The organism is Halobaculum rubrum, assembly GCF_019880225.1.
Classification (GTDB): Archaea; Halobacteriota; Halobacteria; order Halobacteriales; family Haloferacaceae; genus Halobaculum; species Halobaculum rubrum.
The window spans coordinates 1,791,912-1,817,413 of record NZ_CP082284.1 but is presented as its reverse complement, the minus strand read 5'-3'; the positions used below and the strand labels follow the sequence as shown (position 1 = coordinate 1,817,413).

Sequence of the window (25,502 nt, the reverse complement as noted above, 5' to 3'; positions counted from 1 at the left end):
ATGATGCCCGGCGCGGTGAGTCAGGCCGGCGGCGGGGACGTCGGCGGCGATACGGCGGAGAGGAGCCATCGCGGCGACACGGCCCGCGACCGCCGCGACTGGGACGACGACGGCGGCGTCGCGATCGGCGTCGACGACGAACGGACGGAGTAGTCGCCCCGCCCGCCGTCCGGTCGGCCGCGTCCCGTTCAGGAGAGTTCCGCGACGATCGCGTCGGCGACTTTCACCGGCTGTTCGTGTTGGACCCAGTGAGTCGCCTCGTGGACGTTCGTGATCCGACCGTCGGCGCAGTACTCGACGGAGTCGTACGCCATGCGGTGTTTGAGGAACTGATCGTGAACCCCCCAGACCAGGCGGGTGGGAACCGTGACCTCGTCGGTCTCGGGGGTGGATCGTCGCCGGGCGGCCGCCCGATACCAGTTCAGCATCGCGGTGAACGCGCCCTCGCGTCGCCAGGCCGCACGGTAGCGGTCGAAGTCCCGCGTCGAGAACGTGCCCGGCATCGACGACTCGCGCAGCATCCGCACCGGGAGGCGCCAGTTCGCCGCCCGCGTCAGCGCTTCCGGCACCGTCGGGAGCTGAAAGAACAGCGCGTAGCTCGACCGGAACAGCTGGACCGGGTCCCCGGACAGCGTCCGCCGGATCACGGTCGGGTGGGGCGCGTTGACGGCGACGAACGACGACAGCCGCTCGGGGGAGTGCAGCGCCGTCCACCAGCCGACGATGCCGCCCCAGTCGTGGCCGACGACCGCGGCCGTCTCGCGGTCGTACGCGTCGATCAGCCCGGTCACGTCGGCCGAGAGCGCCTCGATCCGGTAGTCGCGGACGCGACCGGGACGCTCGCTGCGGTTGTAGCCACGCTGGTCGGGGACGACGACCCGGTACCCCTCGTTGACGAGCGGCCGGATCTGATCGCGCCAGCCGTACCAGAACTCGGGGAAGCCGTGGAGCAGCAGAACCAGTTCGCCGTCCTCGGGACCGGCCTCGACGACGTGGAACGTCCGGTCGTTCGCATCGACGAACGTCGACTCGCCCGGGACATTCGACGGCAGCGTCTCCGGGTCGGTGGCCGCGCTGAGCGAGGTTGTCATGTCGGGTATCCGTATGCGCTCGGCGAGCCAAAACGTACCGGCCGGAGGCGGCCGTGAGCCGCCGCTCACTCCCCGCCGGCGGCGAGGCTCCACACCGCGGTCACGCCCAGCAGCACCGCCGGGAAGAACGGGAGCACGAGCATCGCCGCGAGGAAGCGGAAGCCGAGCTCCCCCGGCGCTGTCGGGCGAAGGTAGATGATCCCGGGGACGACGAGGAACGCGATAACGACGACGGCAACGAGCACCCAGCCGGCGCGTCCGAGGCCATCCGCGTCCGTGTCGGCATCGGCGGGAGCGTCGGCGCCGGTTGGGGCGTCCGACTCGTCGTCGACGCGTTCGTACCCGTCGCCGGTGGTGACGACGCGGCGGTCGCCCGCGTTCGAACCCTCAGAGCTCACTGTCGGGTCTAACCACCACCTTGCCAAAGCCCTCTCGGTTTTCGATCATCTCGTGTGCGCGCGCGGCCTCGCTCATGGGGAGCGTCTCACGGATCCGCGGCTCGAAGGTGCCGTCCCAGACGAGTTCGAGCACGTCGTCGACCTCGCCCGGCGTCGCCATCGTCGAGCCGATCACCTTCAGCTGGTTCCAGAAGATGCGGTTGATGTCCGTCTCGGGTCGGCCGCCGGTGGTCGCGCCGCAGGTGACGATCCGGCCGCCCTTCGCGAGGCTCTTCAGCGAGTCGTGCCACGTCGCCGCGCCGATGTGGTCGACGACCATGTCGACGCCGCGGCGCCCCGTCAGGTCGCGGATCTCGCTCGCGAAGTCGTCCTCCTCGTAGTTGATGACGTGCTCGGCGCCCAACTCCTCGGCGTACCCCAGCTTCTCCTCGGTGGAGGCGGTCGCGTACACCTCCGCGCCGACGTAGTCGGCGATCTGGACCGCCGCGTGGCCGACACCGCCGGAGGCGCCGTGGACGAGGATCTTCTCGCCGGGCGCGAGTTCTCCCTGCGACAGCAGCATCCGCCAGGCCGTCTGAAACACGAGCGAGGAGGAGCCGGCGACCTCCCAGTCGACGTGCTCGGGGACGGGGACGAGGTTGTCCTGTGGGACGGCCGCCAGTTCCGAGTGGACGCCGCGTTGATGCTCGCCGATGATCGAAAAGCGGACACACTGCGACTCCTCGCCGTGACGGCAGAACTCACACTCCCCGCAGGAGACGCCCGCAGAGACGGCGACGTGGTCGCCCTCCTCGAAGCGGGTGACGCCCTCGCCGATCTCGGTGACGACGCCCGCCGCGTCGGATCCGGGGATATGCGGCATCTCCAGGTCGATCCCAGGGAGTCCCTTTCGGGTCCAGATGTCGAGGTGGTTGAGCGCGCCCGCTTTCACATCGATTATCACTTCCTCCCGAGCGGGTTCGGGATCCGGGAAGTCGCCGTACTCGATCACGTCGCGGTCGCCGTGCTCCGAGAACTGGACTGCCTTCATGCGTGTTCCCACCTGCCACGCGGGGGGAGTAAACCCTTCCCCATCGGCGAGCCGGAACGGGTCGGTTGGCCGATAAGTATAACTCGATGTGTAAAGGTTCCTTTACTGTAAAGCGAGCTTTACAGCTCGCGGAGTCACACGATGTCCGACACGATATCCACTCGGCGGATGGGATCGACGGGAGAACGGTTCGACGCGACACCGGCGGGTACGCACCGATGACCGAGACGGATCTCAGATCCGGAGGCGGATCCGGCGAGACGCCGACCGTCTCCACCCGTCGGCGCTACCGACGGCTGCTGTTCAGTTCGGTCGGCGTCGGCGTGGTCGCGAACGTCGCGCTCAGGCTCCTCTCGTACCCCGTCGCGGCCGAGGCAGCCTACTGGGTCGGGATCGTCGGCTTCCTCACGGTGTGGCAGTTCAGCCCCGTGACGCTGTTCGACGAACGCGACGCCGAACTGGAGCGCCGTGCGAGCACCGTCACGCTGGTCGTGGCCGCGGTCGTCCTCGTGCTCGGCGCCTCCGGCGCGCGAACGTTGGACGCCCTCGGGATCTACGATGCGCCGCCGTTCGTCGGCGGCGTGTTGTACGGCTACGTCGGGCTGTTCGTCGTGTTCGCGGTCGCATACGGGTGGATCAGCAGGACACGATGAACAACGACGTGCGCGCCCGTCGCGAGGACCGGGGACTGAGTCAGGCGGGGTTAGCCGAGGAGGTCGGCGTCACCCGCCAGACGATCAACAGCATCGAGCGCGGGCGCTATGACCCGTCGCTGGAGTTGGCGTTCACGCTCGCGGCGTTCTTCGAGTGCCGGATCGAGGACTTGTTCGACCCGGACGGGGACGACGCGACGTAGGGCTGCCACCACAAAGCCCATCCTTGAGCCCCATCGAGCGTCGCCAATGGATCGGTCCCGCCTCTTCGCCGCCCTCCGCGCCGGAGTCGTCGCCGTCGGTCTCGCCGGATTCGTCGCCGTCGCGGCGTTCGTCTTCGACCTCCCGCCGCCGCCCGAGACGGGAGACGGCGTCCCGTCGGGCTTCGCGTTCGCGTTCGCGCTGCTCGGGACCGCCGTCGCCGGCGTCGTCACCGTCGTCGGCTACGGACTCCCGGCTGGCGGCGGCCGGCTCCGCGTGGGCCCTCTCGCCGACCGGTCGAGCACGTACCGGCTCGTCGCCGGGGGGGCCGCCGCCGGGGTGTTCGGTGTCGCTCTCATGTTCGGCATCGCGTTTCTCACCTCGGGGACGGTCTCCGTCGCAGTGTGGGTCGTCGGCGTCGGGCTTCTCGTGGGCGGGCTCGTCGCCCTCGCACTCGGGGGCCTTGCCGTCGGGGTTCGACTCGTCGCCGACGCCGTCACCGGCGAGTAACCCGCGGGCCCGGGGTTGAAGCGCTCGCGGCCGGTAGGCGTCGCCATGAGTGACAGCCACGATCACGAGCGGGCTCACGATCACGGCCATAACCACGGCGACGGCCAGCACGACGAACACGGCGGCCACGGCGACGGCCAGCACGACGAACACGGCGGCCACGGCGACGGCCACGAGAGCGGAGGGGCCCACGCGCACGACGACCACGAGCACCACGCCCACGACGTCGACCAGCTCGGGTACGCGGTCCTCACGGTGTCCTCGTCGCGGGAGTACGAGGACGACGTCGCCGGCGACGCCATCGAATCGGCCGTCGAGTCGGCGGGCGACGAGGTGGTCGTCCGCGAGATCGTCGGCGACGACTTCGACAGCGTGCAGGGGACCGTCGACCGCTTCGTCGACCGCGGCGACGTGGACTGCGTCGTGACGACCGGCGGCACGGGCGTCACCCCGGACGACGTGACCGTCGAGGCGGTCGCGCCGTTGCTCGACAAGGAGCTCCCGGGGTTCGGGGAGCTGTTCCGGTCGATGAGCCACGACGAGATCGGAACGATGGTCGTCGGGACGCGCGCGACCGCCGGGGTCGCCGGCGGCGTCCCGGTGTTCTGTCTCCCCGGGAGCGAGAACGCCGCGCGGCTCGGGAGCGAGGAGATCATCGTGGAGGAGGCGGGCCATCTCGCGGGGCTCGCGAGACGCGAGTGAGGGAGCCTCGCGACCGAACGAGCGTCTCGGAACACGGCGGAGCGGTCGCCGTGCCGCTCCGCCCACATAACAGCGAGCCGCGAGTAGCGAGGCCGAGCGCTGCGCGGTCGACCGGAGGGAGACCGCGAGGCGAACGGGGAGCACAGCGACCCGTGAGTGACGAGAGGCCTCGACGCGAACGGCGAACGTAGTGAGCCGTGAGCGGGGCTCGCGACCGAACGAGCGTCTCGGAACACGGCGGAGCGGTCTCCGTGCCGCTCCGCCCACATAACAGCGAGACGCGAGTAGCGAGGCCGAGCGCTGCGCGGTCGACCGGAGGGAGACCGCGAGGCGAACGGGGAGCACAGCGACCCGTGAGTGACGAGAGGCCTCGACGCGAACGGCGAACGTAGTGAGCCGTGAGCGGAGCCTCGCGACCGAACGAGCGTCTCGGAACACGGCGGAGCGGGAGGGCCCGGTGACGACAGAGCAGAAGACATCGGTGACGGCGGGAAGGGGAGCCGCTCTGCCGTCGCGGCGTGGAGGGCCGAGCAGTCGGAGCCCGAGATTCGGGGCAGTACACGGTACTGGAGCACCCAATATTGCTTCACCGCCCGGTGGTCTTCCCACTGTCCGGTGAACGGTCCGATAAGCGGAACACACAACAGCCGCCCGTCCGTTGCCCCGACGAATGACGACCGCTGACGCGACGGAGGTCGCGAGCGTGCTCGCGAAGCGCCGCGACGTCCTCGCGGCGCTGTGCGACGGCCCCGTCCAGAAACGGCGGCTCGTCGACGAGCTCGGCGTGCCGCGGACGACGCTCGATCGCGGCGTGCGCGAACTGGTCGACGCGGGGCTCGCGGAACGCGCCGACGGCGGGGTGCGCGCGACCGCCGTCGGCGCGCGGGCGCTGTCCGAGCGCGACCGCTATCGCACGCGCCTCGACGGCCTCAAGCGGGGCGGGCCGCTGTTCGAGGCGCTCCCCGACGACACCGAACTCGATGCGCGGTTTCTCGCCGAAGCGTCCGTGAGTCGGCCGGATCCCGCCCTCCCCGACGGCGTCGTCGAGCGGCTGTTCGAGTCGGTCCGCGCTGCCGACGCGGTGTACGGCGTCGCGCCGGCCGCGCTGTCGGGCCACCTCGACACGTTCGACGCGGAGGCGACCGCCGGCGGCGCGGTGCCGGAGATGGTCGTCACCCCCGCGGTGTTGGAGCATCTGATCGAACAGCGGCGGGAGCAGTTCGCCGCCGAGCTCCGCGCAGGGACGGTCGAGTTCTTCTGTGCGCCCGTGGAGATCGCGTTCGGCGTGTGGGTCGCCGCCCACGACGACCGCGACGACGAGGCCGGGGTCGTCGTCTACACCGACACCGGCGTCGGCGGCGTGGCGGTCAACGACGACCCGGGAGCCGTGGACTGGGCTCGCGAGCGCTTCGATCGGGCCCGTTCGGACGCCGAACCGGTGACGCCCGGGAGGGTGCTCGACGGCTGAGGAGGCCGGCCGAACGTCCCCCGGGACGCCGAGCAAGCGCAGGAGCTCCGGTCGCGGGGGCGCCACGATCGCGGGCGATCCACGGGTACGGGAGAGCCACGCGAGCGCGCCACACACCGCAGGAGACATGGACGCCTTTTTGACCGCGACGGGCCGAGTGTCGTTATGTTGCTAACGGTCTCCGGCCCGCCGGGCAGCGGGAAGAGCACCACCGCCGCCGCGCTCGCGGAGGCGTTCGACCTCGAACACGTCTCCGGCGGCGACATCTTCCGCGACCTCGCCGCAGAGCGTGACATGACGCCCGTCGAGTTCAACGAGCTCGCCGAGGAGGACGACCAGATCGACCGCGACCTCGACCGTCGCCTGCGCGATGTCGCCGTCGAACGGGACGACGTGCTGCTGGAATCGCGCCTCGCGGGGTGGCTCGCGGGCGATCATGCGGATCTCCGGATCTGGCTCGACGCGCCGCTCGACGTCCGCTGTGAGCGGATCGTCGACCGGGAGGAGAAACCGCTGGATCGGGTGATCGAGGAGACGCGTCGCCGCGAGAGCAGCGAGGCGAAGCGCTACCGCGAGTACTACAACATCCACATCGACGACCTGAGCATCTACGACCTGGTGTACAACACCGCCCGCTGGTCGCCGGAAGGGATGCTCGGAATGCTCACGACCGCCATCGATTCGTACGACCCCGACACCGACGAGGGGAAGATCCCCGTCGAGGGCGTCGACTACGACTTCTGACCATGCGCCCGGCCCCCGAGGAGCGATCAGTCGACGACCTCGCCGGCTTCGGCGTCGTCAACCTCGACAAGCCCGCGGGGCCGTCGGCCCACCAGGTCGCCGGATGGGTCCGCGATATCCTGGGCGTCGACCGCGCGGCCCACTCGGGGACGCTCGACCCGAAGGTGACCGGCTGTCTGCCGACCCTGACCGGCGACGCGACCCGGATGGCGCAGGTGTTTCTCGAGGGCGCCAAGGAGTACGTCGCCGTGCTGGAACTCCACGGCAGGCCCCCGACCGATCTCGACCGCGTCGTCGGCGAGTTCGAGGGCGAGGTGTACCAGAAACCGCCGCGTAAGTCCGCCGTCAAGCGGAAACTCCGCACTCGCGAGGTGTACGACCTCGACGTGCTCGACCGCACGGACCGGCAGGTCCTGCTCAGGATTCGCTGTGAGTCGGGGACGTACATCCGAAAGCTGTGTCACGACATCGGGCTCGCGCTCGGCACCGGCGGCCACATGGGCCACCTCCGACGCACCGCGACCGACCCGTTCGACGACCGCGACCTCCACACCCTGCACGACCTCGTCGACGGCCTCGCCTTCGCAGAGGGAGACGACACCATCGACGGGGAGCCGGACGAGTCGCTGTTGCGCGAGGCTCTTCGTCCGGCCGAGGAGGCGCTGACCGGGCTTCCGTCGCTCACGGTCGCCGAGTCGGCGGCCCACGAGATCGCCAACGGCGCGCCGGTGTACGCACCCGGCGTGATCGCGACCGGCGAGGTCGCCGCGGGCGAACCCGAAGAGGGCGACTTGCTCGCGTGCTACACGCCGAACTGCTCGGCGGTGTGTCTCGGGACGCTCGTCGGCGACCCGGACGCGGAGTCCGGGGAGGTCGTCGAGTTGGAACGCGTGCTGGTCTGAGCGGGACGGTCATCTGCTGCCCCCGTCAGCAGACGGGACGCGGACGGGCGCATCGACTGCCGGTGCTCGGGGATTTTTCGCCCGGGGGAGCCAGACACGAACATGAGCGACATCCTCGATGTCGGCTCCGCGAGCGCCGCTCCCGGCGAGCGCGCGGACGGCTGGCTCCACGCGACCGACCTCCCGACCGGCGGAAGCGAACGACTCCCCGTCACCGTGATCAACGGCGCCGACGACGGCCCCGTGCTCTGGGTGACGGGCGGCGTCCACGGCGACGAGGCCACCGGCGTCGCAGTCGCGCAGGACGCGGCCGCGACGTTCGCCGATGCGGTCGGAGCGGAGGGCATCGCGGGTGCGGTCGTCGTCGTCCCCGTCGTCAACCCGGCCGGCGTGCGGCGCACCGAGCGCACCTCCTACTACGGCGGCGACGATCCGAACCGCTACTTCCCGGACACCGAGCGCGAGGGGTCGCGCCCGCCCGAGACGCAAGAGCGCATCGACACCCGGCTGTTCGAGGCGTTGACCGACTCCGCGGACCTACTCGTCGACTGCCACACCGCGCAGATCGGGTCGATGCCGTTCACCATCCGCGACCGGGTGCTGTACGGCGAAAAGCGGACCGAGGCGGAAGCGGAAGGGCTGGCGGAGGATCTCGACCGCCTCGCGACGGCCCTCGGGCTTCCGGTCCTTACCGAGTACCCCGCCGAGGAGTACGTCGGACAGTCCCTCCAACGCTCGACCGCCGGCGCCGCGCTCAACACCGCCGGGATCCCCGCGGTCACCGCCGAGTTGGGCGGCCACAGCGTCGTGGAGGAGGACGCCCGCGCGGCTGGCGTCGCCGGTATCGCCGCCGCCGCGGTCGAGTTCGGACTGCTCGACTCGCCGCCGGCGGGGATCACGGAGGCGGGAGTCGGCGCCCCGGACCCGCCCGTCGAGTACCCCGTGCGGCGGTTCGTCGGCCCGCGTGTCGAGGAGGCGGGCCTGCTGCGTCACCGCGTCGCAGTCGGCGAAACCGTGGAGGCGGGGGACGCCGTCGCCGACGTGGTGACCCCGCACGGCGAAACGGTGACCACTGTCGAAAGCGAGCACGACGGCTACCTGATCGGTCGGGCCGAGGGCTTGGCCGTCTACGAGGGGACCCCGGTGGCGAGCATGGCCGTCCGCGACGACGGGGAGCTGGTTGTGCCGAGAGGTCAAGAGGGCGCGGACCAGTGAGCACCGCCGAGTCCATGCCGTGTGATCGCACGACGACGTGGCCCCAATGAAACGAAGCGCTTAACCCCGGTGCTCGTTTTTACCCGAGTGCGGGACCGTAGGGTAGTGGTATCCTCTGCGGATGGGGTCCGTAGGACCTGAGTTCGAATCTCGGCGGTCCCACTTCTCACGCTGTCGCCTTCCGAGTATCGGTAGTTGACGCCAGTAGCGAGCCAGTATACCCGACTGTATAGGTTCAATTTACTATCGGAAGGTGAAGGAACGTGATGGACGATCTCACCAGTTCACTGAACACCGAAATCGACGCGATGAGTGCGTACTCGCTTATCCAAGCAGATCTGCACTGATACTTCGAACGCCTTCCTGAGGAACGAGAAGCCGTTCGGGCGATTCAGGCCCCGACAGAACGTCCGGCGGTCTCCGCTACCACGGTCGAGTCCAACCGGACAACGATCGGTCCGGTATCAGCCATTTAGCAGCAGTGCGACCCCCGTGATCGATACCGATATCCCCAGAAGAATCAACCCGAGGTAGCCGACCGCTATCGATCCGAGGTCCTGAATCCCCGAATTGTATCTGCTGGTTACATGTACGAACAGTAATACCGTACCGATGAGACTAATCAGAAGGCCTGCAGCGTTCGTCCAGAGTGCTTTCGTCGCCATGCTATCGGTTACCTGTTTTGGCCCTCTTTAGTAGCGCGTTCCGACGTGTCGCGACAGAGCCGAGGGTTGCTCGTCTTCCATATCGTGACATCTGTCCGGTCACCAGGGGTGATGTCCTCGATGGCGTTACTGGTCCCCAGACAGGGAGTATCGTACTCGGCGAAGTCGAACTGGTCCCACACCGATCGTGTCTGCCCGTTCAAGCCCGCCATCAAGACATTTCTGCCCGGTTCGGATGGATAGGCTTCAAAAACGGCACCGTCGAGCTGCCCGTCTACTGCGAGTGTAGCCTGTTTCGTCTGCTGGTACACCGGATCGCTGTTCTGTAACAGCCGGACGGGAACGACCTGGGGGCGCTGCGGGTGGTTTCTAACCGTCGGTTTCCCGGGTACTGAGGGTCCTGGTGTCTCAACGTGTGCCGAAGAACAACCGGCCAACCCGGTAGCACCGGGCACTCCGAACCCTGTCAGAACGTGTCGTCTGGAGGGCATCACACCTGCTTGCTCTACTAATGTCAAAAATTCTTTGTTCGATGTCTTCGATATCGATGACGAGTCACTAGTTGAGGGTGTAATAGGGAATTGACGAGGTAGTAGTTTCACTGTAGGGTTGGGAGGACTCTCTGCTAGGTGGGATTGCCACTGTATCTCCGGAGGTTCTGTCGGACACCGGTTCTCCTCACCCGACCCCGCGTAATAACGGGCGCGTGGCTGTCAAACTCCGTCCCAGCCACTCTCGAGCGGTTAGGCTTGTTTCCAAAGACTCCAGCATTGGACGCTATCCCCGTCTTCGAGTGGCCTTTCGCTGAACCCACCATGTACGGACCACCGTTCGAACAGCGACTGACGAATCAACAGCTCCACTTGCTGTCGTGGGAGGTGCGCCATGACGAATTCCTCCCGGGCTACTTCGTTGCCGTCCGACTCCCGGATTTCGTGTTCAGATCGATACGTTTGGTCTATCTGGCTGTCGATAGTAGTCCGAGTTCGACTACTTAGTTCTCTACCGTTATGCTCGAACGTTCGGTGCGAGTGCCACTCATCGAACGACTCAGCGATGACATCGTAACGAGGAACGTAGATGTCGAAGACAAGCCGCCCACCGGGATTCAACGCCGCGTACAACGCATCGAGTGCTGAAAGTTGGTCGTCAACTCCCGTCAGATTGCAAAACGAATTGTACGGAACAATGAGGAGGTCGTATTCGGCCGACGCACCAACCGTTCGAAGGTCTGCCTGCCAGACTGTCGGAGTTACACCGCTATCGGTCGCTTTTGACCGGAGGAGTTCGAGCATCGGACGGGACGCATCGAAGCCGTCCGCATCGACTCCATTGCGTAGCATGCGGAGATAGAGCCGGCCGGTTCCACATGCGGCCTCCAACACTCGGCCGTTCGCGTTCATCGCGAGATCGAGGTAAAAGGCCTCGTCCCCGAGATCGCCCTGTTCGTGAGCGGCACGGTACGAAGCCGCCAACTCTTCGGAATATCGGTTGAGGTTCGGCATAGAAGGCGTGTAACTGGCGAATCAAGCGAATGGAGCTTCATAGGGTTTGTTATATATACTACCTGTCGCCGGCGACCGTCACCGACGTTCGTGGGGTCGGCGATCGTGCTCGTGCGACCCCGCGGGTTCGCGTCGAACCCCCGATCGACGGGGGACGGTCCGGACGAGAGGTATACATACCGGCGGAGAATACATCCGATAGTTAAAATGAAGAAAGACGACGAATTCGGGACTCGACGGTCGTTTTTGGCCGGGATCGGTACCTCCGCGGCGGTCGCGCTCGCCGGGTGCACGGGTAACGGCTCATCTGCCTCGAACGGGGCCGACAACGGATCGAACGCCGCGGATGCGGTCGAGTTCGTAAACAACGATGTGGAGACCGTCGACAGCGTCACTCAGTCGACGCTGACGATCGAGAACACGGCCGAAGAGGCGGTGGAGTTCACCGTCAGCGTCAACCTCCTCATCGGAGTCGATGGTATCTACGGAGATCTCGAGGACTCGGCCGACGTGTCGATCCCCGGTGGGGACCGTACGGAGGTGACGCTCGAGCTCTACGACGGTGACGACCTGAGTCGACTGGCCGTAAACGAGATCCAGAACGGCTATTTCTCGCTCACGTACTTCGTCGACGGGACGGAAACTTCCTTTCAGGAGTTCGGCGAAAAGCCCCGTCAGTACGTTTCGTTCAGGGTTCTCTACGGTGGCGAGTGGTCGGGCTCCCTCGGAACCGAAGGCGGACAACGTAGCATCTCCGGCGTCGGCGATAGCCACCTACCCGTAGATAACTCGGCATCGATCGTGTCCGGGAACGCGCAGAAGAGAGACGGCGGCGGGTCGGGCGAACTGACCGTTCAGATCCTCGTCGACGGAGCGGTGAGGGCCGAACAGTCGACCACCGCGGAGTACGGGGTGGCGCAAGTTTCGGAATCGATCTGAACCCGCCGGGCGTCCGACGCCACACGACTGGACTGTCGAACCCGGCCGCGATCATCCCCTCCATCGGGGTCGGCGTTGCTTCTCTCTGGGGGCGTAGTACCGATCTCAAGCGCCGTCCTGGAACGTGTAACCCGGGATCCAGCCGTAAACCGATCCGGCGGAGACGCGGAAGGGTCGTGATCAGTCGTCGGCGGATGCCCGGTCATCGAGTGGTAGCAGCCCCGACCTAGCTCCGACGTGTCCTTCGGCACGCACCTCTTGAAGTTCGAGGAGGACGCCGGAGACGGAGTCATCAGAGGATGGGACTGGTCCAACGCTCGGTCCGGAAGAACACCGAGCACGACGGGTACCGGAACGACTGACTCCCCGACCCCGTCGGACGGGACGGTCCATCCGGTCAGTTTATGCGATTCACACACGATCACGACATATGGCCATCGCCCGCCACGGGCGCGGTCCGGCGGCCGTCGCGCGAGCGTACGCCTCGCAGGTCCACCCCGTGTTCATGCTCCCGCCGGTGGCGACGGCGCTGTTCGGCGCGGCGCTGGCGGGCGCGTTCGACCCGCGGTTAGCGCTCGTCCACGCCGGCACAGCCTTCTTCGCTGTTTACACCGCCCACGTGAAGGACGGCTACGTGGACTTCCATCGCCGCGGCGAGGACGACGATCACCCGATGACGGAACGCGGCTGCCGCCTCGGCCTCGCGGGGTCGACCCTCGGCTTCCTCGCGTGTCTCGCCGGCGTGGCCGTCCTCGCGGAGCCGACGGCCGCGCCCCTCGCGGTCGCGGTCGCCGCGCCGACGTGGGCGATCGGCTACCTCCACGCCCCCCAGTTCGACACCAACCCCGTCACGACGACGCTGGGCTATCCCGTCGGCGTCGGGCTGTGCCTGCTGGGCGGCTACGCGGCCCAGACCGGGACGCTCACGGGTCCACCGCTCGCGGTGGCGGGGGTGCTCGTCGTCACGCTCGCGGGCGTGAAGGTGATCGACGACGCCCAGGACTACGGCTACGACCGCTCGATCGGCAAGCAGACCGTCGCCGTGGCACTGGGGCCGTCGCGCGCCCAGGGCCTCGCGATCGCGGCGCTCGCGGTCGGCCTGTTCGCGGTCGTCCCGCTGACGATCACGGGGGTACTGCCGCCGAGCGCGCCCGTCGCGAGCCTCGCGTTCGGCGCCGTCGCCGCCGTCGCCGTCCGCCGTGATCCGGAGACGGCGACGATGTTGCTCGTTCGCGGCGCGTATCTCTTCCTCGCGGGCCTGCTGGTCGCCGTCTTCTTCCGCCCGCTGGCGGGCGCCCCGCTCCCGGACATCACCGTGCTCGGTTCGTACACCTACCTCGCGACGGAGGCCGTCTTCGGCGCCGCCGCGCTCGCGCTGCTGGTCCGTCGGGGGCGGGACGCGCTGTGGCGCGCCGGCCGGACGGTCGCGGCGCTGTACCCCGTCGCGTACGTCTGGGACTGGTACACGCTGGAGGTGGGCGTGTTCTCGATCCCGATGCGGACCGGGGTCGAACTCGTCGGGATCCCGATCGAGGAGCACGTATTCATGATCGTCGTGCCGGCGCTGGTGCTCGGCATCCACGAGACGTTGCACCCCCGGGAGGACGGCGACGAGGCGGCGGAGTTGGGGACTGGGACCGAACGGCTGTAGCGGCGTCACTCCCGACCGGACCGTTCGCCGGAGCGGTCACGGGCGGCTCACTCGCCGACGGCCGGCTCCCGGCGGGTCCCCGTCACCGTCACGAGCAGCGGGAGGTCGTGACCCTCGAAGCGCCAGCTGCCCTCGTCGTCCTCGACCATCGCCTCGGACCGTCGGATCGGCGAGAACGAGTGTTCATGCACGTGCTGGAGGTCGATCCCGGCGCCGACGAGCGCTGTCAGGATCTCCCCCAGTCCGTGGGTCCACTTGTGGGTGTCGCCGTCGGCCACCGGTTCGTCCGTCGAGAAGTACGGGTGTTCCACGGAGATATCGCCGGCAGCGGCGCCGTCTCCCAGATCGTCCGAGAGGGCGGTCGCGATCGGGTGATGTTCCGCGAGATGGAACGTCCCGCCCGGCGTCAGCGACTCGGCGACGACCTCGGCCCACCGGTCGAGGTCGGGGAGCCAACAGAGCACGCCGAAGTTGCTGACGACGGTGTCGTACCCGCCGTCGGGCGCCTCGGGAATTGCCCCGGGGAGGTCGTACACGTTCGCGCGGACGAACGTCGCGTCGTCCGTGAGGCCGGCCGCCGCCGCGAGTTCGCGGGCCACCCGGACGCTCTCGCCGGAGATGTCTACGCCGGTCACCGTCGCTCCCGCCCGTGCCCACGAAAGCGTCCGGGTGCCGATCGAGCACTGCAGATCCAGCAGGCTGTCGCCGGTCACGTCGCCCACCTCCCGGCGCTGGACCGGAAGCAGCGCCGACTCGCCGTCGAGGAACGCCTCGATCTCGGCCGTGCCGTCGGCGACCGACACCGGCTCGACCATCCGCTCCCAGTGCTCTCGGTTCGCCTCGAACCGTGCCGACAGGTCCCGATTCGAGACGCGGTCGCTGCCTGACCCGTCGTCGCTCGTTCGGTCGCCGCCGTCCCTCATGCCGCGGGTGTGTCGCTGGCGCGGTACTTGGGCGTTGCGCGAACGGTGCTGATATCGGTGTCCTCTGACGCCGACCGGACCTGCCGAATCGTCGAGCGGAGCCGCCGGATCAGTCCCGCTTCGCCTTCGGATTCGTGACGGCGCCGTTGGCGGCGCTGCCGAAGTCGCGGGCGAACTTCGCGAACACGCCGCCGGCGTACTGCGGCTCCGGCGCCTCGTATGCGTCGGCGCGGGCGGCCAGTTCCTCGTCGCTCACGTCGACCGAGAGGTCCCGATTCGGGATGTCCACCGTCACCGTGTCGCCGTCCTCGACGAGGCCGATCGGGCCGCCCTCGACGGCCTCGGGGGCGACGTGGCCGACCATCGGCCCGCGCGTCGCGCCCGAGAAGCGGCCGTCCGTCAGGAGCGCCACGTCGTCCTCGTGGCCCGCGCCGACGACGGCGGCGGTGACGCCGAGCATCTCGCGCATCCCGGGGCCGCCGCGGGGCCCCTCGTTGCGGATGACGATCACGTCGCCGGACTCGATCTCGCCGGACTGGACGTACGCCATGGCGTCCTCCTCGGCCTCGAACACGCGGGCGGGGCCCTCGTGGTGGAACGCGTCGTCGCCGGTGACCTTCAGGACCGCGCCGTCGGGCGCGAGGTTCCCCGTCAGGACCTTGATCGCGCCCTCCTCGCTGTACGGCTCGTCGACGGTGTAGAGGAAGTCGGCCTCGATGTCGTCGTCCGCGGGGAGGTGTCCCTCGGATTCGAGGTGCGCGATCTCCTCGGCCATCGTCCGACCCGTCACGGTCATCGCGTCCCCGTGCATGTAGCCCCCCTCGATCAGACGGCGGATCACGACCGGAACGCCGCCGATCTCGTCGAGGTCCTGCATGACGCGAGTGCCGCCGGGCTGGAGGTTCGCGATCTTCGGGGTGCGCCGGGAGATCTCGTCGAACTCCGTGATGTCCAACTCGACGTCGGCCTCGGCCGCGAGCGCGAGCAGGTGGAGCACGGCGTTCGTCGACCCGCCCATCGCCACCTGCACCGCGATGGCGTTCTCGAACGACTCCTTCGAGATGATGTCCGAGGGACGGCGGTCCTGCTCGACACACTCCAGGGCGAGTTCGCCCGCGCGTCGGGCGGTGTCGTACCGCTCCTCGGACTCGGCCATCGGCGACGCCGAGCCCAGCGGCGCCATCCCCAGCGCCTCCGAGATGCTCGCCATCGTGTTCGCGGTGAACATCCCGCCACACGAGCCCGCGCCGGGGCAGGCGTGACGCTCCATCTCGTCCAGTTCGTCGGCGCTCATGTCGCCCTCGGCGTACGTGCCGACGCCCTCGAAGACGTTCTGGACGGTCACGTCGCGGCCCTGGTGCTCGCCCGGCTTGATCGACCCGCCGTACAGGAACACAGAGGGGAGATCCGTCCGGATCGACGCCATCAGCATGCCGGGAAGGTTCTTGTCACAGCCCGCGACGGTGACGAGCGCGTCCATCCGCTCGCCGAAGGAGACCAACTCGACGGAGTCGGCGATGACCTCCCGGGAGACGAGGCTGGCTTTCATCCCCTCGGTCCCCATCGAGATGGCGTCGGAGATGGTGACCGTCCCGAACTCGATAGGCATCCCCTCGGCGCCCTCGATCCCCTCGCGGGCGGCGTCGGCCACGTCGTCGAGGTGGACGTTGCACGGCGTGATGTCGGCGGCGGGGTTCGGGATGCCGACCATCGGGGAAGAGAGGTCCTGGTCGTCGTACCCCATCGCGCGGAACATCGCGCGGTGCGGGGCGCGCTCTGCGCCGGCCGTCACCTCGCGGCTCCGAAGGGACTCGTCCTTTTCGCCGGCGAACCCGTCCGCGTCCGCCGTCGCGTCGTCGTCGGCCCCGTCGCTGTCGCGGTCCGACCGTGGCGGCTCCTGCTTGCTCATACGTCGTGGTCGGCGCGCGCGCTGATAAACTGCCGCACACGAACAGATGTTGCTGTCGGCCCCGAACGTGATCGAACCGCGTCGTCGCCGTGGTGCCGGACAGCACGGTGGAACGCCCTCGATCGTGCGGCGGGCGCGAGCGAGGACGCAATTTTTAAATCCGATTCGTCGAAGGGACGAATAGCCTTCGCGACCGCGCCCGCGGTGGATCCGTTTCGGCGGACAACCGCGGGCGAGCAGTACGGCGGATCCAGCCCACATGACAGTCATCACCTACATCGTCCCGCTGTTGATACTCGGGGGTGCCGCGTCCGTCGGGGTGCTCCTGTTCGTGCTGTGGCGACGGTCGGTGACGCTCGGTGGCCCCGAGGTCGTCGGCTTTCTCGGAGTGGCGGTGGGAGCCACGACATGGGCCTGGGCGTACGCGCTCCAGCTGCGAGCGTCGACGCTTCCCGCGATCCTCGCGTACAACGACCTCCTCTGGCTGGGAACGGGTGTCGTCGGGGCGTCGTGGCCGATCTTCGCGTTCGCGGTCGCCGGCGACGATCACTGGCTCACGCGCCGGCGTATCCCGTTCATCTCGGGCGTCCCGCTGGCGTTCGCCGTACTCGCGATCTCGAACCCGGCCCACGAGCTGATCTACACCGACGTTGCCCTGACGACGGGCGAGGTCGTCCGGTCGACGGTGACGCCGGGGGTCGGGTTCAGGGCGTTCCTCCTGTGGTCGTTCGCGGTGGACATATACGTCCTCTGGCGGCTCGCTCGCAGCGTCCGGCGCTCGACCGGGATCGTACGGTCGCGTCGGCTCGCGGTGTTCGGGGCCGGGCTGCTGCCGATGATCGCCGGTGTCGTGAGCGTCGTCGTTCTCACCGGCGGGGGTCCGCGGATCGACTTCACGCCGGCGATGTTCGCGGTGACGACGGTCATTACCGGCGTCGCGATCACCCGGTATCGGCTTCTCGACTCGATCGCGGTCGCACAGGATCACATCGTCACCCATCTCTCGGACCCCGTCGTGGTCGTCGACGGGGACGAAGCGATCCGGGCGACCAACGAGGCGGCGACCCGACTGTTCGAGGAGGACGACCCGATCGGTCGACCGATCGACGAGACGTTTCACGATCAGCCGGCGCTGGTCGAATCGATCCGGACGCGGCAGTCCTCGGGGACAACCACCGTCACCGCGACGGTCGAATCGGCACAAGGCGACGGGGAGCAACGGGAAGAGAACGGTCGGCAGGGATCGGCCGCCGACCGAGCGACGGACGGCCGGCGCCGGAACGACCGGGAACCGACGGCTCGCCCGCGGACCTTCGAGGTGTCCGTCGGGTCGCTCGACCGGACGGACGCGACGGTCCTCGTGTTCAGAGACGTCACCGAGCGGCTGGCAGCCGAACGCCGCGCGGAAGTGCTCAACCGCGTACTGCGACACGATCTCCGGAACGATATCTCGGTGATCGACGGCTATCTGACGCTCCTCGAGGAGGAGCTGTCCGATTCGAGGTCGGACGCGGCGCGCGAGGCGCTGGACGTGCTGGCGAAGCGAACCGACGGGATGCTCTCGGTGGTCGAACAGGCCGCGCTCGCCGAGACGCTCGCCGACGGCAGCCCCGAGTTCAAGCGGTTCGATCTGACGACCGTGGTCCGCGAGCGCTGTGAGCAGGTCCGCGCCGAACAGCCCGAGGTGCGACTCGAGACGTCGCTTCCGGACGACGCGATCGCCGTCTCCGCGGTCGCGGTGTTCCCCTCGGTGGTCGACAACCTGATCGAGAACGCGATCGAGCACGCGGACGACGATCGGCCCCGGCTCGCCGTGCGGCTCGACGCCGACCCGGCGACCTCGACGGTCGAGCTCCGGATCGAAGACGAAGGCCCCGGGATCCCGGCGGACGATCGGGCGGTGCTCGTCGGCACCGAACCGTCGCTGGAGAACGCGAACGGACTCGGTCTGTGGCTGATCAATCGGATAACGACGATCTCGGGCGGCTCCGTCGACGCGACCGACCGAGACGGGGGCGGAACGATCGTCACCGTAACCCTCCCGCTTGCGGAAACGGAGTCGGCTCCAGCGGCGGCGGAGCCGACCGCCTGAGCGGGTCGGCCCCCGTCCGGACGTCCCGCCGGTCACGAACGTGTGCGGATGCGTGCCGGCCGCCCACGGGCCGGTCGTGCTCACGCGTCGCCGACGCCGCTCGCCGGGCCCGGAGTTTCGGACCGAGTCTCGGAGTTCGTCGTGCCGACACGCTCCAGAAGGCGGCGGATCGCGGCGGTGACGAACGTGGCCTCGTCGAGGGTCGACGCGTCTCCCGCGCCGGGCCCTCCGGAACGTCGGCGTCGGGAATCAGCGCCCCGAGCGCCGACGACTGCCGGCGGACAAACGCCGCGTCGTGCTCGCCGCGCAACACGAGCGTCGGCGCCGCGATCGTCGCGAGGTCGACGTGCACCCGGTCGAACGACGCCAGCGCGCGGATCACCTTCGCGAACTCCGCGGTCGACATCGGCGGTCCCGTCTCGCGGATCGCCTCGGTTCGATCGTAGTCGCCGGCGACGTTCTCGTCCGAGAGCCGCCCCAGGATCCACACCGTCGCCCGCTCGACGCGAGGGGAGCCGAAAACGCGGACGGACGGGACCGTCAGCCGCAACGCCTCCCGCTGGAGGCGCTCCCCGAGCGTGAGCGGCGCGGGACCGAACGTGTCCGCGAGCACGAGCCCCGAGAGCCCGTCGGGGTACCGCGCCGCGTACCTCATCGCGATGCACCCGCCCATCGACAGCCCGCAGACGACGGGACGATCGAGATCGAGCGCGTCGACCAGCGCCGCCGGATCTTCCGCGAACGGGTCGACGGTGTATGTTTCCCGATCGGAGCCGCCCGTCGGGCCGTGGCCCCGTACGTCGTAGGCGACGACGGTGTACTCGTCCGCGAACGCGTCGAGTTGCGGCACCCACTGGGTGTGGTCGACGATCGCGCCGTGGACGAACACGACGGGCGGACCGTCGCCGCGGCGCTCGTAGTGCGTCTCGACGCCGTTCGATTCCACGGTGGCCATGCCCGATCGGTACGCGCCGGGCGAGGGTAGCAGTTGCTCGGTCTCCAGTAGCGCGCGAAAGAGAATCGAAGCGGTCGGGGCTCAGTCCCGGCTTCGCATTCGCTCAGTATTCGCTCAGCACTCGGACCAGCCGCAACTCTCGCAGGTTTTGCAGCCCTCGGAGTAGTACAGCGTCATGCTCCCGCAGTCGGGACACTCCGGCGACTCGCCGTTGGCGATGAGTTCGTCCACGGCGTCCGTGGCCTCCCCGACGTCGCCGGCGTCCTCCGGTCCGGGCGCGCCCGCGTCGACGGGCTCCCCGGGGTCGGAGACCCCGCTCTCGACGGCCGTCCCGCCGTCCGACTCGGGGGCGGTCACGTCGGCGCCCGCGCCGACCTCGTCGAGGCTCGTCTGCTCGGGGTAGCGCTTCTCGATCTCGTCGTCGAGGTAGCGGCGCATCGCCGTGCCGATCGCGTCCGGGATCGATTGGATCTGCTCGCCCTTGTCCCAGGCGATCTTCGGCGAGCGGGTCCCCTGCAGCTCGTCGACGATCTCGCGCGGGTCGACCCCCGAGCGCAACGCCGTCGAGATGACCTTCGCCAGCGACTCCGTGAAGGAGTTGGTGAAGCCGCCGGAGTGGCCGATGTTGGCGAACACCTCGAACGGCTCGCCCGACTCGGGGTCCTCGTTGATGGTGATGTACATCTTCCCGTAGCCGGTCTCGACGAGCTGAGTGACCCCGCGCAGCGAGTCCGGTCGGGCGCGTTTCTCGGTGTAGTCGATGTTGACCGTCCGCTCGTCGGCCGACTCAAGCAGGTCCGCGACCTCCTCGTCGAGCGCGGCCTGTACGTCCTCGTTCTCGAGGAACCCCTCGATGCCGCCGAACACCTCGGAGATCTGGGCGACGAGCGCCTCCGCGGCCTCGCTCTCGTCGGCGAACTCGGCGTTGTCGGCGCGCGTGGTGAGCACCTGCTTCGAGCGGGTGCCGTCGCGGTAGTAGGTGACACCCTTGCCGCCGTGCTCGTAGATGTACTCGAAGACCTCCTGGGCGTCCTCGAGCGTGGAGTCGTTGGGCGCGTTGACCGTCTTCGAGATGGCCGAGTCGACGCCCGTCTGGCAGGCGACCTGCACGCCCGCGTGGTCCTTCGCGGTGAGGTCGCCCGTGACGACGAACAGCTCGCCGATGGCGTCCGGCACCGTCTCCAGCCCGTCGACGCCGTCGAACTCGTTGGTCGCCATCTGCTCTTGTGCCTCCGCCTTCACGGCGTCGACGTCGATGTCGTTCGCCTCCAGCGTGCGCAGGAAGTAGTCGTCGAACTCGACGAGCATCTCGTCGCCCTGCACGTCGTCGGAGACGTTCTTGTAGTAGGCGACGTTGTAGATGGGCTCGCAGCCGCCGGTCGTGTTGCCCACCATCGAGGTGGTGCCGGTCGGCGCGATCGTCGTCGTGTTGTGGTTCCGGATCGGGTAGCCGTCTGCCCAGTCCTCGGGGTCCTCGCCGACGTACTGCTCGAACCAGTCGGCGTAGCGGACGGGGTCGGCGTACTTCGACTCGTCCCAGTCGTTGAAGCTGCCGCGCTCCTCGGCGAGGTCGTGGCTGGCGGCCTTCGACCCGTGGTTGATGTGGGTCATCAGCTCCTCGGCGATCAGGTTGCCCGTTTCGGAGCCGTAGCGGACGCCCAGCTGGATGTACAGCTGCGCGAGCCCCATGACGCCGAGGCCGATCTTGCGCATGTCGCGGACCTTCTCCTCGATCTTCGGGACCGGGAAGTCCGACATGGTGACGACGTTCTCGAGGAAGCGCGTCCCCATCTCGATGCGGTAGTCGAACTCCGCCCAGTCGATGGCGTCCTCGAGGAACGCCTCGACGGCGGCCTCCTCGCTGTCGTACTCGTCGGCGTGCTCCTCGCGCCAGACCCGCCAGTCGGGCGCGTCGAGATCCGCGAGCGTGGAGAGGTTGATATGGCCGAGGTTACAGGCCTCGTACTCCTCGAGCGGCTGCTCGCCGCAGGGGTTTGTTGCAAGTATTCTATGCTCGGGATTTTCTTCCACGTCGAAGCTGTGGAGCTTGTTGATCCGTTCGAGGTAGACGACGCCCGGCTCGCCGTTCTCGTGGGCGCCCTCGACGATCTGGTCCCAGATCTCGGCGGCGGGCACCGACAGCACCTCGCCGACCTCGACGTACTCCCCGAGGCCGAACATGTCGTACAGCTCCTTCGTCTCGGGGGTGGCGACGTGGGGCTCCTCCGTGCGGGGGTTGGTGAACGTGAACTCCTCGCCGGCGTCGAGCGCGTCCATGAAGTCGTCGGTGACGCCGACGGAGATGTTGAAGTTCGAGAGGTGCCCCTCGACGGCGTTGCGGAGGTGCTTGGGCACCTTCCCGTCGTCGTCGATGAGCTCGCGGGCCTCCTCCAGCGCGTCCGCGAACGACGTGTGCGTGAAGTCGTCGGGGTCGTTGAGCCGGAGCGTGTTCGCGAGGCTCACGTCCTTGTTCTTCGCGTGGAGGAACTGGATCACGTCGGGGTGCGAGACGCGCATGACGCCCATCTGGGCGCCGCGGCGCGCGCCGCCCTGCGCGATCGTCTCACACATCTGGTCGAACGTCCGCATGAACGTGATCGGCCCGGAGGCGATGCCGCCGGTCGAGCCGACCGAGTCGCCGTACGGCCGGAGCTTCCAGAACGCGTACCCCATCCCGCCGCCGGACTGGAACACCTGCGCGGCCTCCTTGGCCGTCTGATGGATGTCGTCGATGTCGTCGGCGGGGGAGTCGACGAAGCAGGCCGACAGCTGCTGGAGCTCGTCGCCGGCGTTCATCAGCGTCGGCGAGTTCGGCATGAACGAGAGCCGCTCCATCAGCTCCTGGAACTCGTCGGCCGTCTCCTCGACGTGCTGGCGGACGTCCTCGGGAAGCTCGGGGACGACCGTCTCGTAGGCGAACTTGTTGACGTTGTAGACGGTCAGCTCGGTCTCGGCGTCCTCGTCGTCGGCCGTGACCCCGGCACCGAATACTTCCTCGGCGAGCTCGTCGCGGCGCGGGTGATCGGGCTTGATCTGGTCGGGCGTGACCGTGACGGGCTCGTCGGCCCCGAAGACGGCCTCCGCGAGCGCGACGTTGTGACCGACGCGCTCGAACAGCTCCTCCTGCGTCTCGTCGGGGTTCCCGTCCGCGTCCTTGCGAAGGTAGCGGGCGGGAAGGATGTTGTCGTAGGCGTTGGACGTGAGCCGCGCTTGCAGCGTGTCCCCCTCGGTTCGTTTGATCGGCAGTTCGAGCTCGTCGGCGTCGAGGTCGGCGCGACTCATTCGTCGCGCACCCCCCGCTTTTCGCCGACAGATCGACAGAGTTCGGTGTGGATAGCGTGGCGTTGCATTGTGGGTTCGGACGGACGTTCGGTACCGGACCCACGCTCATAAACGGCGCGGATTCCGATAGGCTTGTACTAATTCAAACGAGCTTGATGTAGGCGTGGCTTATCGATATGAGCCTGAGCCCGGTCGATCGGGTCCGTATGAACGTTGTGCGAGCGGCGGTATAAGGATGTTCAGAGCGGAGTGAAAGTGATCAACGATCGGAGCGGAGCGGGAACCGGGGGACGGCGCAAACGGGCACGATCGTGTCCGTGCACGGTCGTGTCTTCGTGAGCGAGAGTCGGCGCGACGGCAGTCCGGCGTCGACCGTTCGGTTCGTCGCTCGGAGGTGGGAGGATCGTCTGACACGTGGGGAAAGGGATACCACGGTCGGATGAGTAGGCGGAACCGTGACCGTCGTGAACACCCTCGCGTTCGCCGCCGCTGCCGCACTGCTCCAGCTGCCCGGACCGCTCGATTCGACGCTCGGAACGGTCTTCCTCGCGCTGGTCGGCTTCCTGGTCGTCCTGTTCGTCGGGCGGATCGTCCTCAGCTTCGCTTGGCGGCTGGCCCTGATCGCGGCACTCGCCGTCGGAGTGTTCCTCTTCGTGACGACGTTCCTCGTGTGAGCCGTCGGATGGCTCTCCGACTGGGACACGCGACACGCAAGCGGTAAGCCCCCGGCGCGAGCACCACGGATCAACAGATGCTCCTCACGCTCGAAGGGCTCGACGGGAGCGGGAAGACCACCGCCTGGGAGGCCCTCCGCCACGTCCACCCCGACGCCACGTTCACTCGCGAGCCGACCGACTCGTGGTACGGCGACGCCGTCTACCGGTCGATCGACGGAGACGACGCCGACCCGCTGGCCGAGCTGTTCCTCTACATCGCCGACCACGCGGACCACCTCTCGCGGGTGGTTCGCCCGGCGCTTTCCGACGGCGATCTGGTGGTCTCCGACCGCTACACCGACTCGCGGTACGCCTACCAGGCCGCCACTCTGGCCGACTCCGACCTCCAGCGTCCGCTCGAATACATCCGCGGCATCCACGGCGCGTTCACGCGCGAGCCGGACGCGACGATCTACCTAGACGTCGACCCGGAGACGGCGGCCGCGCGCGCCGGCGCGACAGACAAGTACGAGCGCGCCTCGTTTCTCGCGGAGGTGCAGTCGAACTACGAGCGGCTGATCGACGCCGAGCCCGAGCGGTTCGTCCGCGTCGACGCCGACCGCTCGCCCGAGGAAGTGCTCGACGCCGTCGAGGACACCGTCGAGCGACTCGTCGAAGCACACGGCGACCAACCCGAGCGCTGATCGGGGACCGTCCTCGATCCCGGGTCCGGTCCGATCGCCGGCACCGTCGGCACTTATTCGCCGCGGCCCCGTGTAGGAGGTATGCGACGCCCCGTCCTCACGCTCGCGCTCGCGTTCGCCGTCCTCCTCGCCGGCTGCGGCGCCGGGGGCGGCGGCGACGGCGGCCGGACGGTGAATCCCGCGCTCGCGACCACGCCGACCGCGTCGCCGACGCCGACGCCCGAGCCGGGCTACCCGCCCGGCGTCGCGACCGACGCCGTCGACGTACCGACGCTCGCAGCGAGTCACGACCGGGCGCTCCGTGACGTGAACTCGACCGTCCGGTTCCGGCGGACCGTCGTCGCGGCCAACGGGACGACGCTGTCGACGCGCCACAGCGTCATCGAGCAGGCGGGCGGCCGACTCGGAGGCGACTACGTCCGAAACGGAAGCCTGCCGGGAGCGAACGGGCCGCCGATCCGGGCGTTCGCGTTCTGGACGAACGGGAGCGTCACGGCGCTGCGAACGGTCGACGACGACGGCGCGGTCAGCTATCGGGGAGTTCCGGGCGAGCCGCCGACGATCGCCAACACCGACGACAGCGGGGAGGAACAGGTGCTCGCCGCGTTCGACGGAACGGACGTTCGACCCACCGGCACGGTCGCCGTCGCCGGCGAGCGACTGTTCGTGCTCGCCGCCGAACACGAACGGCTCAACCGGAGCGGGGTCCGGGTTGAGAACTTCAGCGCCACGGCGTACGTCACCGAGGCCGGGATCGTCCGCGGGTACGAGCTCCGCTACACCGCGACGTACGGAACCGGGACCGACTCGGTCACCGCGACCGTCGTCGAGCGCTTCCGCGTGACGACCGGCGACACCGACGCGAGGCCGCCGGCGTGGGTCGACGAAGCCCTCGACGCGGGCGCGGACGGGGAGACGGAAGCGGAAACCGAGAGCGCCCCCTGAGCCGAGTCCGGAACGGCGAGAGAGCGGGGAGAGCGGGCGGCTACTCCGCCGCCGGGAGGTCGTACTCCTCGGGCGGCGGAACGTACAGCAGATCGATCGTGAAGCCGAGCGCGAGCGGAACCCCCACGAAGACCGCGAGGAACAGCCCCGCAGCGCCCTCGAACAGGGGCGGGATCACCGACCCCTGTACGAGTCCGAGCACGACCAGGACGACCGGCGAGACGAGCATCGTGTACGTCACCCACCCCCACTGCGTCTTCAGCCGGATCCGGAAGAAGCGCGAGAGCACCGCGACGACGAGCGTGTTCACCGCGAGCGCGACGACGGTGAGCACGAGCGCGAGCGCAGAGACCATACCCCGC

The 25,502-nt window shown here is 68.5% G+C and carries 23 protein-coding genes and 1 tRNA gene; 15 read left to right on the top strand and 9 right to left on the bottom strand.

What is annotated here, in order from left to right:
• Positions 1–188 precede the first annotated feature (188 nt).
• The 3 genes from K6T25_RS09415 to K6T25_RS09405 all read right to left on the bottom strand — a co-directional run bounded on the left by K6T25_RS09415 (position 189) and on the right by K6T25_RS09405 (position 2,519).
• The gene (locus K6T25_RS09415; protein WP_222913490.1) at positions 189–1,091 is read right to left on the bottom strand and encodes an alpha/beta fold hydrolase; all 903 of its coding nucleotides are present in this window, start codon (positions 1,089–1,091) and stop codon (positions 189–191) included.
• A 65-nt stretch (positions 1,092–1,156) separates the two neighbouring features.
• On the bottom strand, positions 1,157–1,489 hold the full coding sequence (locus K6T25_RS09410; protein ID WP_222913489.1) for a DUF7977 family protein: 333 nt from the start codon (positions 1,487–1,489) through the stop codon (positions 1,157–1,159).
• Complete coding sequence (locus K6T25_RS09405) at positions 1,479–2,519, bottom strand: zinc-binding dehydrogenase (protein ID WP_222913487.1); 1,041 nt, start codon at positions 2,517–2,519, stop codon at positions 1,479–1,481. Before K6T25_RS09405 ends, K6T25_RS09410 begins: the two co-directional genes overlap by 11 nt.
• Positions 2,520–2,737: 218 nt before the next feature.
• Here K6T25_RS09405 and K6T25_RS09400 point away from each other — a divergent pair, with 218 nt between their 5' ends.
• The 9 genes from K6T25_RS09400 to K6T25_RS09360 all read left to right on the top strand — a co-directional run bounded on the left by K6T25_RS09400 (position 2,738) and on the right by K6T25_RS09360 (position 9,076).
• Positions 2,738–3,172, top strand: a complete 435-nt coding sequence (locus K6T25_RS09400) for a DUF2178 domain-containing protein (protein ID WP_222913485.1) — start codon at positions 2,738–2,740, stop codon at positions 3,170–3,172.
• Positions 3,169–3,375 (top strand): helix-turn-helix transcriptional regulator, encoded by a 207-nt coding sequence (locus tag K6T25_RS09395; RefSeq protein ID WP_222917972.1) that lies wholly within the window; start codon positions 3,169–3,171, stop codon positions 3,373–3,375. Before K6T25_RS09400 ends, K6T25_RS09395 begins: the two co-directional genes overlap by 4 nt.
• A 46-nt stretch (positions 3,376–3,421) precedes the next feature.
• Positions 3,422–3,883 carry a hypothetical protein gene (locus tag K6T25_RS09390; protein WP_222913483.1) on the top strand — a complete coding sequence of 154 codons (462 nt, stop codon included), beginning with the start codon at positions 3,422–3,424 and terminating at the stop codon, positions 3,881–3,883.
• A gap of 45 nt (positions 3,884–3,928) precedes the next feature.
• Positions 3,929–4,585, top strand: a complete 657-nt coding sequence (locus K6T25_RS09385) for a MogA/MoaB family molybdenum cofactor biosynthesis protein (protein WP_222913481.1) — start codon at positions 3,929–3,931, stop codon at positions 4,583–4,585.
• Between the two features lie 670 nt (positions 4,586–5,255).
• Positions 5,256–6,053 carry a helix-turn-helix transcriptional regulator gene (locus K6T25_RS09380; protein WP_222913479.1) on the top strand — a complete coding sequence of 266 codons (798 nt, stop codon included), beginning with the start codon at positions 5,256–5,258 and terminating at the stop codon, positions 6,051–6,053.
• 165 nt (positions 6,054–6,218) lie between these two features.
• On the top strand, positions 6,219–6,797 hold the full coding sequence (cmk, locus tag K6T25_RS09375; protein ID WP_222913476.1) for a (d)CMP kinase: 579 nt from the start codon (positions 6,219–6,221) through the stop codon (positions 6,795–6,797).
• A gap of 2 nt (positions 6,798–6,799) precedes the next feature.
• Positions 6,800–7,699: an RNA-guided pseudouridylation complex pseudouridine synthase subunit Cbf5 gene (locus tag K6T25_RS09370; RefSeq protein ID WP_222913474.1), complete on the top strand. Its 900-nt coding sequence runs from the start codon at positions 6,800–6,802 to the stop codon at positions 7,697–7,699.
• A 102-nt stretch (positions 7,700–7,801) separates the two neighbouring features.
• Positions 7,802–8,914, top strand: a complete 1,113-nt coding sequence (locus K6T25_RS09365) for a succinylglutamate desuccinylase/aspartoacylase family protein (protein WP_222913472.1) — start codon at positions 7,802–7,804, stop codon at positions 8,912–8,914.
• A 91-nt stretch (positions 8,915–9,005) separates the two neighbouring features.
• Positions 9,006–9,076, top strand: a tRNA-Pro gene (locus K6T25_RS09360).
• Between the two features lie 1,246 nt (positions 9,077–10,322).
• On the opposite strand, the gene K6T25_RS09355 is transcribed toward K6T25_RS09360, so the two are convergent.
• Positions 10,323–11,084, bottom strand: coding sequence for a class I SAM-dependent methyltransferase (locus K6T25_RS09355; RefSeq protein WP_222913470.1), 762 nt, complete (start codon positions 11,082–11,084; stop codon positions 10,323–10,325).
• A 207-nt stretch (positions 11,085–11,291) separates the two neighbouring features.
• Between K6T25_RS09355 and K6T25_RS09350 the strand changes: the two genes are divergently transcribed.
• Positions 11,292–12,023, top strand: coding sequence for a hypothetical protein (locus tag K6T25_RS09350; RefSeq protein ID WP_222913468.1), 732 nt, complete (start codon positions 11,292–11,294; stop codon positions 12,021–12,023).
• 430 nt (positions 12,024–12,453) lie between these two features.
• Positions 12,454–13,674, top strand: a complete 1,221-nt coding sequence (locus K6T25_RS09345; RefSeq protein ID WP_222913466.1) for a lycopene cyclase domain-containing protein — start codon at positions 12,454–12,456, stop codon at positions 13,672–13,674.
• Between the two features lie 47 nt (positions 13,675–13,721).
• On the opposite strand, the gene K6T25_RS09340 is transcribed toward K6T25_RS09345, so the two are convergent.
• Together K6T25_RS09340 and ilvD are read right to left on the bottom strand one after the other, a co-directional pair.
• Positions 13,722–14,597: a class I SAM-dependent methyltransferase gene (locus K6T25_RS09340; protein WP_222913465.1), complete on the bottom strand. Its 876-nt coding sequence runs from the start codon at positions 14,595–14,597 to the stop codon at positions 13,722–13,724.
• Positions 14,598–14,706: 109 nt separating this feature from the next.
• Positions 14,707–16,506, bottom strand: a complete 1,800-nt coding sequence (ilvD, locus tag K6T25_RS09335) for a dihydroxy-acid dehydratase (protein ID WP_222913463.1) — start codon at positions 16,504–16,506, stop codon at positions 14,707–14,709.
• Positions 16,507–16,765: 259 nt separating this feature from the next.
• Here ilvD and K6T25_RS09330 point away from each other — a divergent pair, with 259 nt between their 5' ends.
• A complete protein-coding gene (locus K6T25_RS09330; protein ID WP_222913461.1) occupies positions 16,766–18,598 on the top strand; it encodes a histidine kinase N-terminal 7TM domain-containing protein in 1,833 nt (610 codons plus the stop codon).
• On the opposite strand, the gene K6T25_RS09325 is transcribed toward K6T25_RS09330, so the two are convergent.
• A complete protein-coding gene (locus K6T25_RS09325) occupies positions 18,534–19,553 on the bottom strand; it encodes an alpha/beta fold hydrolase (protein ID WP_225917725.1) in 1,020 nt (339 codons plus the stop codon). The two genes, K6T25_RS09330 and K6T25_RS09325, sit on opposite strands and share 65 nt — an antisense overlap.
• Positions 19,554–19,667: 114 nt before the next feature.
• A complete protein-coding gene (locus K6T25_RS09320) occupies positions 19,668–22,835 on the bottom strand; it encodes an adenosylcobalamin-dependent ribonucleoside-diphosphate reductase (RefSeq protein ID WP_222913459.1) in 3,168 nt (1,055 codons plus the stop codon).
• Positions 22,836–23,290: 455 nt separating this feature from the next.
• Between K6T25_RS09320 and K6T25_RS09315 the strand changes: the two genes are divergently transcribed.
• The 3 genes from K6T25_RS09315 (at position 23,291) to K6T25_RS09305 (ending at position 25,140) form a co-directional block, all read left to right on the top strand.
• Positions 23,291–23,509, top strand: a complete 219-nt coding sequence (locus K6T25_RS09315; protein ID WP_225917724.1) for a DUF8029 family protein — start codon at positions 23,291–23,293, stop codon at positions 23,507–23,509.
• Between the two features lie 77 nt (positions 23,510–23,586).
• Complete coding sequence (gene tmk, locus K6T25_RS09310; RefSeq protein ID WP_222913457.1) at positions 23,587–24,195, top strand: dTMP kinase; 609 nt, start codon at positions 23,587–23,589, stop codon at positions 24,193–24,195.
• 81 nt (positions 24,196–24,276) lie between these two features.
• Positions 24,277–25,140, top strand: a complete 864-nt coding sequence (locus tag K6T25_RS09305) for a DUF7537 family lipoprotein (protein ID WP_222913455.1) — start codon at positions 24,277–24,279, stop codon at positions 25,138–25,140.
• Positions 25,141–25,180: 40 nt separating this feature from the next.
• On the opposite strand, the gene K6T25_RS09300 is transcribed toward K6T25_RS09305, so the two are convergent.
• Complete coding sequence (locus K6T25_RS09300) at positions 25,181–25,495, bottom strand: DUF7991 family protein (protein ID WP_222913454.1); 315 nt, start codon at positions 25,493–25,495, stop codon at positions 25,181–25,183.
• Between the last annotated feature and the right edge of the window lie 7 nt (positions 25,496–25,502).

What these genes read in the sequence shown, in the direction of transcription:
- K6T25_RS09415 (WP_222913490.1), bottom strand. Translation starts at nt 1,091, where the DNA reads ATGACAACCTCGCTCAGCGCGGCCACCGACCCGGAGACGCTGCCGTCG.
- K6T25_RS09405 (WP_222913487.1), bottom strand. Translation starts at nt 2,519, where the DNA reads ATGAAGGCAGTCCAGTTCTCGGAGCACGGCGACCGCGACGTGATCGAG.
- K6T25_RS09400 (WP_222913485.1), top strand. Translation starts at nt 2,738, where the DNA reads ATGACCGAGACGGATCTCAGATCCGGAGGCGGATCCGGCGAGACGCCG.
- K6T25_RS09395 (WP_222917972.1), top strand. Translation starts at nt 3,169, where the DNA reads ATGAACAACGACGTGCGCGCCCGTCGCGAGGACCGGGGACTGAGTCAG.
- K6T25_RS09390 (WP_222913483.1), top strand. Translation starts at nt 3,422, where the DNA reads ATGGATCGGTCCCGCCTCTTCGCCGCCCTCCGCGCCGGAGTCGTCGCC.
- K6T25_RS09385 (WP_222913481.1), top strand. Translation starts at nt 3,929, where the DNA reads ATGAGTGACAGCCACGATCACGAGCGGGCTCACGATCACGGCCATAAC.
- K6T25_RS09380 (WP_222913479.1), top strand. Translation starts at nt 5,256, where the DNA reads ATGACGACCGCTGACGCGACGGAGGTCGCGAGCGTGCTCGCGAAGCGC.
- cmk (WP_222913476.1), top strand. Translation starts at nt 6,219, where the DNA reads ATGTTGCTAACGGTCTCCGGCCCGCCGGGCAGCGGGAAGAGCACCACC.
- K6T25_RS09370 (WP_222913474.1), top strand. Translation starts at nt 6,800, where the DNA reads ATGCGCCCGGCCCCCGAGGAGCGATCAGTCGACGACCTCGCCGGCTTC.
- K6T25_RS09365 (WP_222913472.1), top strand. Translation starts at nt 7,802, where the DNA reads ATGAGCGACATCCTCGATGTCGGCTCCGCGAGCGCCGCTCCCGGCGAG.
- K6T25_RS09355 (WP_222913470.1), bottom strand. Translation starts at nt 11,084, where the DNA reads ATGCCGAACCTCAACCGATATTCCGAAGAGTTGGCGGCTTCGTACCGT.
- K6T25_RS09350 (WP_222913468.1), top strand. Translation starts at nt 11,292, where the DNA reads ATGAAGAAAGACGACGAATTCGGGACTCGACGGTCGTTTTTGGCCGGG.
- K6T25_RS09345 (WP_222913466.1), top strand. Translation starts at nt 12,454, where the DNA reads ATGGCCATCGCCCGCCACGGGCGCGGTCCGGCGGCCGTCGCGCGAGCG.
- K6T25_RS09340 (WP_222913465.1), bottom strand. Translation starts at nt 14,597, where the DNA reads ATGAGGGACGGCGGCGACCGAACGAGCGACGACGGGTCAGGCAGCGAC.
- ilvD (WP_222913463.1), bottom strand. Translation starts at nt 16,506, where the DNA reads ATGAGCAAGCAGGAGCCGCCACGGTCGGACCGCGACAGCGACGGGGCC.
- K6T25_RS09330 (WP_222913461.1), top strand. Translation starts at nt 16,766, where the DNA reads ATGACAGTCATCACCTACATCGTCCCGCTGTTGATACTCGGGGGTGCC.
- K6T25_RS09325 (WP_225917725.1), bottom strand. Translation starts at nt 19,553, where the DNA reads ATGGCCACCGTGGAATCGAACGGCGTCGAGACGCACTACGAGCGCCGC.
- K6T25_RS09320 (WP_222913459.1), bottom strand. Translation starts at nt 22,835, where the DNA reads ATGAGTCGCGCCGACCTCGACGCCGACGAGCTCGAACTGCCGATCAAA.
- tmk (WP_222913457.1), top strand. Translation starts at nt 23,587, where the DNA reads ATGCTCCTCACGCTCGAAGGGCTCGACGGGAGCGGGAAGACCACCGCC.
- K6T25_RS09305 (WP_222913455.1), top strand. Translation starts at nt 24,277, where the DNA reads ATGCGACGCCCCGTCCTCACGCTCGCGCTCGCGTTCGCCGTCCTCCTC.
- K6T25_RS09300 (WP_222913454.1), bottom strand. Translation starts at nt 25,495, where the DNA reads ATGGTCTCTGCGCTCGCGCTCGTGCTCACCGTCGTCGCGCTCGCGGTG.